Origin of the sequence: Paenibacillus sp. Soil766 (genome assembly GCF_001428105.1) — a bacterium.
Lineage (GTDB): Bacteria > Bacillota > Bacilli > Paenibacillales > NBRC-103111 > Paenibacillus_E.
On the sequence record NZ_LMSJ01000014.1, the window covers coordinates 91,489 to 104,203 of the forward strand.

Here is a 12,715-nt window from a genome sequence, read left to right on the forward strand (position 1 = left end):
TTGTTTTTATGAAGAGGAGTTCGTAAAAATAATTTCAAAATCTGGCACAACGGAATTATCACTGCTGTATCTCAACTTTTCTGTTGAAGTGGAAATATATGAAATAACGACAGGGAAAGTTGATGCGTGTGCGAATGTGAAGTTATACAAATTGGAAGAATAGCCAGTTCCGTTTATAAGTAAGTAACCGCTCTGGTTACGTGCAGTTACCGAATTAATTAAACTTCCAGTTATATTTTGGTAAAATTCAAGGTTGTAAGTGTCTGTGCTAGCAGACTGGGTTTGATGATAAGAGCTTACAACATGCATACCATTAATAATTCGGCGGATCGAGCTTTCTGTAAGCACATGGCCATGTGCAACGTAGGCCGATTCCAATTTAGATGCAAGCTCAATAAAGTTAAGTCCAAGTATGCTTGGCAGATTGCCTGCAGTAAATAACAGTCCATTTACGATGTTCAGTGTTTGGTTCGCGACGGATTGCTCGATCAACGCAGCCTGTCTATTTACTGAAATATCGGTTGCAATCGGTATATCTGTGTAGCCAACCCGAACCGTTAACGCCTCGATCAGGAGAGGACTCGCCAGAGCAGATTCCAAGACTTCAACACTGTATACACCGCCACCAAGATTTAGGAAGTTCGAGAACTTAGTGGTGTCGTCTAAAGCTTTTAATACCCCACCGATGTTTGCTTTCACATCCTGCGAAGTAAGCCCTGTATTACCCTCGTTGTATAAATTGGCAACTTTGAATGTTACGACAACATTGGAGCCCGCACTATTCAGATGTTGGCTTATCATTTGAGTGGCATAAACAGTTGGATTGTAATCTCTAATGGAGAAGCTAGGCACGTTAGCGACCAATGTATTCAATTGTGTGCGACCGAATGGACCGCCATCTTCTATAAATTTATCCAAGATCACTTGCTTGACATACTGGAAGTTGGTAGCATCCGTTTGATAAACGCCCAAAGTATTTAAATCATCTTTATTCAATGCATCCCAAGCTGTATGTTCGTTGGGGTTATAACTGTATAAAACTTGGTTAAGAGCTGCGGTAGAGGTGTACTCACTAAATATGTCTTGTAGTAAATTAGAAATTTGATAGTTTTGTAAGCCCGCGAATTCGCCGCGTTTTGCTACGATGGCTCTTTTGTAATTCTCAAATGCACTATCCACGATGTTACCGACACATGTATTCTTTAAAACTTCCAAGGTTAAGGATGAAGTTCCTCCGCTTGCTGCGTAAGCCTGTACGGCACTCAGTGCAGAATCAGTATCTACAGCTTCCAGTTCTAGTGTCTGACTTATCCCAGATAGCGGGTTTGTTGCTGTGAGTGTGAAATGCCCAATGCCTGTAACATTCAGGTTCCCTTGTGGGGTGATTGTGGCAATCTCACTTGGATCAACGCGCCAGACGATATCCTTATTCGTTGCCGTAAACGGCGCAATAATTAAGGTGACTGTACTGGAACTACGGGTAGGAATACGAGTAGAGTTCGTATAAATACTCAAGTTAATCGATGTAACAGGCACTCCTGGACTTGGTGTCGTTACGGGTAACGCTTCTCCTTGGATGACTGTTCCACGAAGTGACAGATCCGAAAGTGTATACGTTGTCGAACTCTCGCTGCCTGCAAACACAATTTGATAGGAGCTGCTGTCAGTATCGTATGCAAACGAAGGGAAAGTTTCGGTATTGCTTAGGTTTATTTCTTCGCCGTTAATCTTAACAGTAAGATCATCCGCTGTGTAACCTTTCAATGGAATTTCTTTAGAGTTCGTAATAGTAAAATTGAGAGCTACACGTCTCGTTCCGAGTCCTTGTTGAAGAGGTGTTCCTACCCAGTTGGACAATTCAGGCGACGGCAGTGTGTCATGGATGGCCTCTTGAATTTCAGTCTTTGTTAGAAGTTTATAATTGCCGCGCTGGAAGGCCAGCTCCATTAAATTCTCTGCTACAGCAAGCTGTGAAGTAGAGGAAATGCCAGTTAGCTGATAAGCACTGAGGATGGCTTCAGCGTTAGTATTGAGCACTGACCAGTTGTAAGAGCTATTGTTTATTCCCGACATTAACGCTCGTTGAATGATCGGCGCGGTATTCGCAGCATCCACCCAGCTCTGTATGCTTGCAACAAAATCTTGATCACTTGAGGCTGAAAGCAGTGCGTTTTTATCCATCGAGAGTGCGAATTGATACAACTCGAGCTGTTCTCCGTCTATGTTTTGAATTCCTGCGCGTTTGAAATCATATTTGGTTATCCAAGTCATATTAGCTATTTCCAAACCATAGCGGATATCCGATAAGACCTTCGATACAGATTTATGCACGTTAATCGTTGCAGACGCTGCTGAGATATTGCCAGCGGGGTCAACGGCATACAGTATATAGTCACCTGGAGAGACTGACGTTAACTTTACGGAAGCTTGCCCGCTAGTCGAGGCAAACACACTTGAAACTGCGTGAGAGGTAATTTCTCCTAATACGCGTGTTGTTCCTTCTGGCACCAAGTAAAGCGTGGCGGACTCATTCAATGTGGCTGTGAGATCTTGTAGGTCTAGCTCCACGACACCCGTAGAGACAGCGGTTAGGATAGGCGGTACCGTATCGTGCTCTGGCAATAATCTGACATTCGTCAGTTGGACTTGGCTAGTATTGGAATAGCTGTCTTTTTGAATTGTTTTCTCCGATTGGCTAATAAAGTGAATCGGACGGTTTGGAAAATCTAAATTGCCGTAGGAATTGATGTTTTCAGCTACATAGATCGTTGAAACATCTGGATTAGCAAGTGCATTTCCTAATCCTTCAGCGTTGTTTACAAATGCAGTGAGATTGCTAGTACCATCGGTGATGAAGTAATTCTTTTGAGATACGATTCGGATGAACCCATCATAATTTCCTAGACCGTTTAACTTAATTGCCCCTACGAAGCTGTAAAGTGCCCCTTGAAGTTTCGTTTCGTCATTGCCAACTTCGCAAAATACATCTAATCCACCCCACCCGACACCATCAGATGAAATTGAAAATTTAGGAGACGTTAGCTTGATGTTGGAATTGGAAGGTGATGCCCCTCTGAGCGAGATAGCACGGTTGAAATGGAAAGGTTCCGTTAGATGGATATCATTAAGCAGTAAAATATATGGAACACTAGGATCAGCATATGCCGCTAGTAGCTGGATTTCGTTAGTTACAGCTACACCTTGTTGTAGTAGAAGTTGTTGGGAATAATTATTGTTCCCCCTATTAACAACAAACGGCTGCAACGGATATAAAATGTAGCCTGCTTTTTCAATAGTAAGGGTATAACTTGCATTTGCAGGGATATTTGTAAAGCTGAATGCACCTTCAGCATCTGAGGTGACTGTTTGCATAGAGCTACCGCCAATAGCCTGCAGAGTGACCGTCACATTCGATAGCACAGGATTATTATTGGCTGCATCACTTGCTCGTACTACGCCTGTTAGTGTTCCCACGGGTTGAAACTCTAGTGTGCCAATACTGTTAAGATTTGGTGTAACCGTAATCGCGGTTAGCGGAAGTTTTGGCTGGTACTCCGCAATAGCGATCTCTTGAATAGTATATCCCACAGGCAGATTATAGAATGTGAATTGACCACTTTCGTTTACATATGCTGTGTAGCTAGTTCCTGGAATTGTAGCTTGTACATGCGCTATCATCTCACCGGTTGTAGATCTGGCGTAGCCCTGAACAGTAGCTGTTTGATGTGTAAGGTTTACAGAGACTGGCGGACTCCCCGTTTGCAGGACAGTGACAGATATGTCTTGCCCTACATAATTCTCCGCTGAAATCTGAAGCGTATGACTGCCAACTGGAAGGTTATTAATTGTAAAATTGCCAGATTCATCTGTGTATACCGTTGTTTCGGTTCCTTTAACATGGATTTGAACGGATGCTAGGCTGCTTCCCGTAGTAGAAGTCACATTTCCTGAGATATTGCCTTTGAGTTTCTGTATCACAAGACTGCCAAGATCCTTGGTTTCACCCGGTGATAGGTTAAAAGGAAGCCAAAATACAGTCTCGTAGTTTTCTTTCGTGATCTCTAATTGTGTATCGTTCCGTGGCGTAACATCGCTGAACGTAAATTGTCCAGYCTCATTGGTGCTCGTGGAAACGCCGTCGAGTGAGACTAGAGCTCCGCTAACGGAATGTCCGTCCTCRTCAACTAACGTCCCTGTTACACTACCCGCAATCGGAGTGAGGCTTATTGTAACTGGTGTAATCTCGTTTCTTGTGACCGTTACCGTCAAGCTTCGCCCGATGTAGTTCTCCACAGAAACCTCAAGCGTATAGTCGCCTACAGGCAGGTCATTTATTGCAAAATGCCCATCTTCATCAGCTTCAACCGTACGCTCAGATTCTACTAGTGTAATTATTGCAGATGCTAGATTACCACCGAACGGCAAGGTAATAYTTCCTGAAATACTGCCTTTGGATTTCTTAATTACCACATCGTTAAGATCCTTGGTTTSACCCGGGGTTAAATCAAAGGTAGGTACCGTTGCCGTCTCATAGTTATCTTTCGTAACGATAAGTGTCGCGCCGCTGCGCGCCGTAACATCGCTGAACGTAAATTCCCCACTTCCATTCGTGGTTGCCGAAACGCCATCAAGTGAGACTAGAGCTCCGCTAACGAAATGTCCGTCCTCATCAATAACCGTTCCGTTGACAATGCTTTTAACAGGAGAGAGTCTGATAGTTCCTGCATCGTACACATGTTCTGAAACGTTAATACCGGAAATGATTCTAGGTTGGTAACCTTCTTTTACTATTTGTAATTGAACTATTCCCACAGGTATGTTGGAGAGAGCAAATGACCCATTATTATCTGTCGAGATGGAATAGGTAGTACCAGTGACACTAACCAAAGCATCACCTAGAGGCTGATTATTGTCTGACGTAACCACACCTTGAATGCTGCCTGTCCGTTGTGGACTATCCGCTTTGGCAAGCTGAATGGTAGGTATAGTCGTTGAATTGTCCTTAGTTACGTTAAAAGGAAGTGTAATTTCCTTATAGGTATCCTTCGTTACGGTGAGGTTTTGGTCGCCAGTCGGTACTTGGCTAAAGACGAAAAATCCGGTAGAACTTGTATACCCAGTCAAATGGGTAGTGGGGTTATCGATTTTAACAAATACTGACGCCAGTGCCAAATTGTCAGGGCCATACACATAGCCAGAAACGGAACCGTAGGTAGGGGTTTTTCTCAAAATCATATTGGGGAAATTACGAGTGTCTCCACTCTGTATATTAAAAACCTCTGAGGCAATCGGGTCGTAACCTTCCTTCTTAACTTGAACCTTCGTCTGATAAGTAACGGGGACATCGTTGAATTGAAATTGACCAGATACATTCGTCGCTATGACCATATCGGTCCCATCTAGCGTGATTTCAGCCTCACTAACCGCGGCCCCAGTCTCATCCGTCACGAAGCCTGAAACGGTCCCATGGACAGCATACTGACTATTTTTGGGCGCAATTTGGCTTAATAAGTTGCGAACATCTGCTTGATCATATGTGCTTTTCCCTGTAATCGTACTCATTGCTTGTTGATTTTGAAGAGCCTTCATCACATCCTCAATATCAACACCTTTATCACCCTGATCGAGTTTATAGCTGGCAAGTACCGATGTCGGCAAAGTGCTAGACAGTAAACAAATACTTATAATAATCTTAAACTTTTTCATATGTACATCTCTCCTACAGAAATCTGTTCTTGATCCTTTGATAGTTCTTTAGATACACAAATCGTATCATAAATTGGGATTTATTTGTTGGTTTTTGGCGATTTTTATTAGGTCCAGTTTAAAATTTGCTCCTCAATCGAAGATGAGTACTTGTACGAACAAAAAGGGCTAAGAATCACCCCAATGGTGACTCCTAGCCCTTTCCATATTCACACTGTAACAGGCATCAACTGCTCATGTTCATCATCGTTATTTTCAGTCTTTTTACGGGTAAGGAAGTAAACACTTGTGAGAATCAAGGAACCGACAAGGTAAATACTCAAGTAGCCCACTTGATGCCACATCTCGGCGTACTGGCCGCTAGAGATGACATATCGGAACCCTTGAATCGCATACGTCATAGGCAGCCAAGGGTGTAAGGCTTGGGCCCAATCTGGCAGTAGCTCGAGTGGATAAGTCCCGGCGCTTGAGGCCAATTGTAAGATCATCAGTAGCAGGACCACGAATCGACCTGGTTGATCCAACCAAGTGACGAACATTTGGATAATCAGCATGAAAGTTAGGCCGACGACGAAGGTAAAGATATAGAACAACGGAATGCTCTGCACTTTCAGATCTAGCACATAGGTGAGGACAGTCGTTGCAATTCCAGCTTGGAAAATACTCATTAGACTAAAAGTAAGAAGCTTGCTTATCAGTAATCGAAACCCTCGGGCCCCTGGCGTGAATGTACTTCTGGCTGCGTAGATCGTCGTGAACACTAGCGAGCCTGCAAACAGTGCCATGGATATGAAGTAAGGAGCAATGCCGTTCGCGTAGATCGCAACCTTGCGGTCATCATTGGCAGTAATCTTCACGGGCTCTGCCAGCATTTTAATCGTGTTGTCATCCGCTTTGACTGCTGCGGTTTGCTTCGCGGCATCGTTCAATTTCGTGGCGAGTTGTCCGCTGCCATCGACCAACTTCGGTGCGCCTGAGTCAAGCGCAGTCGCTCCTTCATTTAGCTGCGCCGCGCCGCTGGCAACTTTGTGAATACCCGCGGTCATTTGCGTCATGCCGCTGGCAAGATCTGAAGCTCCGGTGCTGACTTGCGCCGCGCCGCTTTGCAGCTTGGTGCCGCCAGCGGATAGCTGCGGCAAGTTCGCATTGAAGGTGTGCAAGCCATCAGCGAGCTGCTGCCCACCTGTTTGAAGTTGCGTTGCTCCAGCAACGAGTTGCTTGTTGCCGTCTCGGAGCTTCTCAGCGCCAGTGACTAGCTTTTCCGTGCCAGAAGCGACAGACTGCCCTCCTGTAAGGAGCTTCTTCTCGGCATCGTGCAGCTTCTTGTTTCCTTCTGCGACGTTCTTGCTGGCTGCAAGAAGCTTGGTCACTGCCTCATTCGAAGCGAGATCGGGGTGCGCCGCGACGAAGGCCTCAAGACCTGAGGCAAGCTGTGCGGAGCCGTCTTCCAGTTTATCACTAGCGCTTAGGGCTGAGGTAAGACCCTCTACTAATTGTGTGCTTCCTTTGGAGGAGGAGGCTAGGCCAGAGGCCAATTGATCGGCTCCTGTTTGGGCGGCTTGCAGCCCCGAAACTAAGGAAGCTGCGCCTGCAGCTGATTTCTGAGCACCTTGTTCTAGCTGTGCGCCTGCGTTTTGCAATTGGCTCACCCCGCCAGCCAAAGTAGCTGCACCTTTACTAACCTCCGCTGCGCCTGCACTTAGGCTGCCGGCCCCTTTTTGCAATAAACCAGCACTATCATCCAATTGCTTGGTGCCGTCCGCAAGAATTGCCAAATTCGTTTTTACCTCATGAATTCCGTCACTTAAGGTTTGTGCACCAGCCTGAAGATCGGAGGCTCCTTTCCCTGCTTCGCTGAGCCCATTCGAAATGGTTTCGAATTCGGAAAGAATGCTCGTTGAGTAAGCTTCCGTCAGTGTTTTGGATAATTTATTTTTTAACTCCTTCGTTGCGCTTTCTCCGATTTGACCGGCGACAAAATTGTAATAGCTATTGGATTCGAAAATAATTTCTGCCTGCTTCGGTGTTGTGCTCGTAATGGAGGCTGCATCTGTTGAAAATGTGGGGGGGACGGTAATTGTTGCATAGTAGTGATTATTTCTCATCCCCTGTGCAGCTTCATCTGCACTCATAAATCCCCACGAAAAGCTGTTGTTTTCCTTCAGCTCATCGATAAACTCATTACCTACATTCCGTGACTCGCCTTCGAAATCCGCGCCTTGATCCAAATTGACGACAGCGATCGGCAGTTTCTCCAGTTGACCGTAGGGATCCCATGTTCCTTTAAGCAAGAATCCACTATATAAAATAGGAACTAAAGCGACAGCTACGAAAGTGATGATCATCATAGGGTTCCTAATAAAGCGGCGAAATTCAGCTGCAAATACGCTTAACATGTTTTTTTTCAATTGCAATGCTCCTTTACTTATGACAATCGCGTCGTTAATGATGTTCCCTTTTTTCAATCAATTATTCGAAAGCAGCAAGGTTTCATCTTGGGTAACTCGGCAAGGTGAATAGGATTACTGTATAATACCACTGATGAATGATAAAATATATTTAAGTTAAATTTATTAATATTAATAAAAAGTTAAGGATGAGTGCTTTGAATATTATACAGCTTCAGTATTTCGTTGATTCTGCGGAGTCGGGCTCGTTTACAGAAACGGCCAAAAAGCACGGAATTACCGTCCCTGCCGTCAGTCAATCCATCAGCCAGCTTGAGAATGAATTAGAAGCTACTCTTTTTACCCGATCCAAAAAAGGGATTGCTCTTACACAGGATGGTTTTAAAGCTATGCAATATGCACGTACCATACTGACCAATGTCCGCAATATGAGAAATGAACTCTCGAAGTCCAATTCAATCAACACAGGCAATATCGTAATCGCGACCATTCCGGGTATGGTTTCGTTAGTAACGGACACCACGATTACCTTTATGGGAATCTATCCTCATATTAATGTTCAACTTTTGGAGGGCGATAATACAGCGGTGATGAATCAGGTGATGAAAGGGGAAGCGGATATGGGGTTCGTCTCCTTGTCGCGCGAGAGCCAAGATGACTCCTTCACATGGGAGCCTGTGATTCGCGGAGAAGCGGTTATTGTGGTGAATAAGCAATCACCTTTGCGGTTTTTAACTGCGATAACGGGCTCCGAACTTCATAATGAAGTATTCGTTATTTATAAAGATGCTTATATTGAAAGGATTGCGTCGGAACTAATTTATGGGGACTCTGGCAATCGGATTGCATTAACGACCAATAACACCCAAGCCATCATGCAAATGGTTAGCCGCGGCAATGCCATCACCATCGCGACAGATTATATCGTGACTACGATGCCAGAGAAATTCAAGAATGAGGTCGTGTCGATACCGATTGGCAAGTATAAAAAATACCCGAACTATCTCTGGCGAATTACGAAGAAGGATGTTAAAGTATCTGCGATCATTAAGGAGTATACGCAGCATCTGTATGCGAATTTGGAGTGAGGGGTATGAATCTGAAATTTCTTCAGAAAGAGCCGGTCAAGAACTTTAGAAAGTTCCCCAGCCTTCACTAAATAGTTACCTCTACATCTAGCCCCCAAACGTAATCACCACATTCCCTTTCTTACGCCCTGTTTCTACATACCTATGAGCCTCGGCCATCTGTTCCAACGGAAAGCGTCTATCCACCACAGCTTTCATCTGACCTGTCTCAAAAAGCTCCGCGAGAAACGCGAGATTCCCTTTCTTTTGTTGTAAGCCCGAAGCTGTAAACTTGGCTTTTTGGTTGCTGAACTTAGATGTCCATAGCATCTGAAGCATAATGCCTAGCGATGGAACCGTAGTGAGATAGATCCCATGTGGGGATAGCGAGCCTCTATATTGTGAGAATGATCCTTTACCTACCGCATCGAAAATAACATCATAAGTCCGACCGCTTTTGGTAAAATCCTCTCGGGTATAGTCAATGACCCCATCAGCCCCCAGAGATTTCACTAAGGCTGCATTATTGGAACTGCATACCCCCGTTACTTCAGCCCCAAAGTATTTCGCTAGTTGTACCGCATAGGCCCCCACGGAGCCAGACGCGCCGTTGATCAAGATCTTTTGTCCCCGTTGAAGTCGTGCCGTATCTCGGAGGAATATCAGGGCCGTTAAGCCGCCGTCACAGAGACCTACAGCCTCTTCATAGCTCGCATGGGCTGGAAATGCAGCGAGGGTGCCTGCTTCAGGTACGCATATATATTCAGCGTAGGCACCGAAAGTAGTCGGACTAATACCGGACACGCGATCGCCAGCACGGAAGGACGTCACACTTTTGCCCACTGCATCAATTTCCCCAGCAAACTCCACGCCGAGTATCGTATGTTTGGGCTTGCGTAGTCCATACATCAATCGGATGATGAAAGGGTCAGCCTTGCGAAAAGCACAATCCGAAGGGGTGACAATGGCCGCGTGCAGTTTAATCCGTACTTCATCATCTTTAGGTTCTGGCTGATCTACCTCTTTGAATTGAAGCACATCCGGTGACCCGTAGGTGGTACATACAATCGCTCTCATGGGAACCCCTCCTAGATGGGAAATGATCTTTCTCATACGTGTTCTTCTTCCATAAAGAAAACATCTTCCAGCGGCATCTTAAAGGCTCGCGAAATACGGAAAGCCAATTCCAAAGAAGGGGAGTATTTGCCCTGTTCGAGGGCGACGATGGTTTGTCTGGTTACCCCAACTTTATCTGCCAGTTGCTGTTGCGTCATTTCATCTTGATTAAAACGTAATTTGCGTATGTGATTGCTGATCAGACTTTTGCCCATCTTAAACTCCTTTCCGATAAAGGTAGAGCGATGTGAACACACCGGCCATTTCTGACAAGAACCCAGAGAAGAACAGAATAATGAACATCGTGGTAGGCGTCATATCCATCAAGAGGGATCCCATAGCTAGCAGAAATCCAAGCACAAAAACATAATGCGAATTTCTTGTCGCTTTCAAATCAATTAATTTGTCGAGTTCGTCCGAGAAGGATGGTTCTACTTCTTTAGTCGTTATGCGATAGATGATATTGAAAAGGATAGCTATGATGATTTTGGCTACGATGGACACCGGAATTAAGATTAAGATGGCAGCCGCCCAAAAGCGGAGAGTTTCTGTTGTATCCATGCTCGTATCCTGAAGTTTTTGAAAGACATACCAACAATAACAACTGAAAATCAGTAAAGTGCTTATAAATGAGACGATATGCTTCTTCTCTTGATAGGACATGACTTCATGCCTCCTGTATGTTAATTTTTACCTTTAGTAAAATATTCTATACATAATGTAACTTATACTATACATGAAGTCAACTGTACAATACACCATTAATTAAAAATGTCGTGAACGTAAACATGGTATAATCAGCCTAGAACTGAAGCAGAAGCAGGACAAAGGGGATAGCCATGAGTGTAATTCGGTTGGAGAACGTTACGAAGAAATATGAGGACGCGATGATTTTTCGCGATATTTATTTTAAAGTGAGTCAAGGTGAGCGAATTGGCTTAATAGGTCGGAACGGTGCGGGGAAATCGACGGTTTTTAGACTGATCATGGGGAAAGAAGAGCCCACGTCGGGCAAGGTAGAAGTTGATCCTCAGGTGAAAATGGGGTACTTCTCGCAATTCTCGGAAATGACCGGAAGCTTGTCCGTTCAGCAAGAGTTGGAAATGTGTTTCGAGCAGGTTGCGCTAATTGAACGCGAGTTGCAGGAAGTTGGAGAGAAGCTCGGTACCGTTACGGATGACGTCGAGATGGATAAGCTGTTGACGAGGCAAGCTGAGCTATTTGAGCAAATGGAACATGTGGACGGGTGGAATGTATCCGTTGAGATTAATACGGTTCTAACGAAGCTTGGGTTTAATGATCGGTCACGTCATCAGCCTGTCGATGAGTTGTCCGGAGGGTGGAGAAACCGTGCAGCGCTTGCCAAAATGCTCATCGAGCAACCTGATGTTGTCCTACTGGACGAGCCGACCAATTACTTGGATATCGAAGGGATCGCTTGGTTGGAGCAATGGCTCTATCGGTTCAAAGGCGCGATGATTCTGATTTCCCATGACCGGGAATTTATCGACAAAGTGGTCACGCAAGTGATCGAGATCGAGAACTATCGCTTTCAGGAATATGAAGGCAATTACACCGACTATATCCGCAAAAAGAAGATGCGCAAAAAGGAGCTCGACCGCCAATTTGAGTGGGAAGAAGAGCTGCTCCTTATGGAGTCGGAGGCCATTGATAGCCGCGGCAGCAAGAAAATGTCCAAGGACCGTCTCTCGCGCCAGCTCGCAGATAACAAAAAACGGATCGAACCGCACCCCGTCAACGTGCTGATCACGGATATTTATGAGCGCCTGCGGTTTCCGGACAAGCTGGTCGAAGTAAAGAGCATCGGACAGACGTACGTGGATCAGACCATCTTTCAGAACGTCAGCTTCGATATTCAAAAAGAAGATCGCCTAGTCATCGTTGGCCCGAACGGAAGCGGGAAATCCACGCTCATTAAGGTGCTTACGGGACAGGAGAAGCCGGAGTCCGGCGAGGTGATCTGGGAGAAAGGCGTCAGCTACGCCTACTTCAACCGGATGTGGGAGGAACTGAATCCGAAAGATACCGTTAGCCATGCGGTGAATACGTACGGTCTAGGACTGGATGCGCCGCGGAAAAAGGTGAACAAATTCCTCGCCATGCTGCAATTTTCGGAGATGGATCTTAGCAAGTTTATTGGCAACCTCTCCGGTGGTCAGAAGGCGCGGGTCGCGCTAGCGAAGTGTCTCCTCTCCGGCGCAGCGGTCATCATCTTGGATGAGCCGACCAATCATCTCGATCTCATGAGTATTCAAGTCATGGAACAGGCTCTGATTCATTTCCCTGGCGCAGTAATTACGGTCAGCCACGATCGGTTCTTTATTGATAAAATCGGCACGAAAATGCTGACGTTTGACCCTGCGACGGGGGTCACTGAGCAGAATTTATAGTTGGAGG

The 12,715-nt window shown here is 45.3% G+C and carries 7 protein-coding genes; 2 read left to right on the plus strand and 5 right to left on the minus strand.

Annotation, left to right across the window (positions count from 1 at the left end):
• Nucleotides 1-6: 6 nt before the first annotated feature.
• Nucleotides 7-5,706, minus strand: a complete 5,700-nt coding sequence (locus ASG89_RS12605) for a carboxypeptidase regulatory-like domain-containing protein (RefSeq protein WP_057311061.1) — start codon at nt 5,704-5,706, stop codon at nt 7-9.
• 209 nt (nt 5,707-5,915) lie between these two features.
• Nucleotides 5,916-8,114, minus strand: a complete 2,199-nt coding sequence (locus ASG89_RS12610; protein WP_057311062.1) for a YhgE/Pip family protein — start codon at nt 8,112-8,114, stop codon at nt 5,916-5,918.
• 197 nt (nt 8,115-8,311) lie between these two features.
• Here ASG89_RS12610 and ASG89_RS12615 point away from each other — a divergent pair, with 197 nt between their 5' ends.
• Nucleotides 8,312-9,202, plus strand: coding sequence for a LysR family transcriptional regulator (locus ASG89_RS12615; RefSeq protein WP_057311063.1), 891 nt, complete (start codon nt 8,312-8,314; stop codon nt 9,200-9,202).
• 87 nt (nt 9,203-9,289) lie between these two features.
• On the opposite strand, the gene ASG89_RS12620 is transcribed toward ASG89_RS12615, so the two are convergent.
• Genes ASG89_RS12620 through ASG89_RS12630 form a run of 3 tightly spaced genes read right to left on the minus strand, consistent with a single transcriptional unit; the run spans nt 9,290 to nt 10,960 of the window.
• A complete protein-coding gene (locus tag ASG89_RS12620) occupies nt 9,290-10,258 on the minus strand; it encodes an NAD(P)-dependent alcohol dehydrogenase (RefSeq protein ID WP_057311064.1) in 969 nt (322 codons plus the stop codon).
• Nucleotides 10,259-10,290: 32 nt separating this feature from the next.
• Nucleotides 10,291-10,512, minus strand: coding sequence for a helix-turn-helix transcriptional regulator (locus ASG89_RS12625; RefSeq protein WP_057311065.1), 222 nt, complete (start codon nt 10,510-10,512; stop codon nt 10,291-10,293).
• Nucleotide 10,513: 1 nt separating this feature from the next.
• The gene (locus ASG89_RS12630; RefSeq protein ID WP_057311066.1) at nt 10,514-10,960 is read right to left on the minus strand and encodes a hypothetical protein; all 447 of its coding nucleotides are present in this window, start codon (nt 10,958-10,960) and stop codon (nt 10,514-10,516) included.
• A gap of 176 nt (nt 10,961-11,136) precedes the next feature.
• Here ASG89_RS12630 and ASG89_RS12635 point away from each other — a divergent pair, with 176 nt between their 5' ends.
• Nucleotides 11,137-12,708, plus strand: a complete 1,572-nt coding sequence (locus ASG89_RS12635; protein WP_057311067.1) for an ABC-F family ATP-binding cassette domain-containing protein — start codon at nt 11,137-11,139, stop codon at nt 12,706-12,708.
• Nucleotides 12,709-12,715 lie beyond the last annotated feature (7 nt).

Bases quoted from the DNA above. Each gene is read 5' to 3' on its own strand.
- ASG89_RS12620 (WP_057311064.1), bottom strand. From the start codon at position 10,258: ATGAGAGCGATTGTATGTACCACCTACGGGTCACCGGATGTGCTTCAA.
- ASG89_RS12625 (WP_057311065.1), bottom strand. From the start codon at position 10,512: ATGGGCAAAAGTCTGATCAGCAATCACATACGCAAATTACGTTTTAAT.
- ASG89_RS12630 (WP_057311066.1), bottom strand. From the start codon at position 10,960: ATGTCCTATCAAGAGAAGAAGCATATCGTCTCATTTATAAGCACTTTA.
- ASG89_RS12635 (WP_057311067.1), top strand. From the start codon at position 11,137: ATGAGTGTAATTCGGTTGGAGAACGTTACGAAGAAATATGAGGACGCG.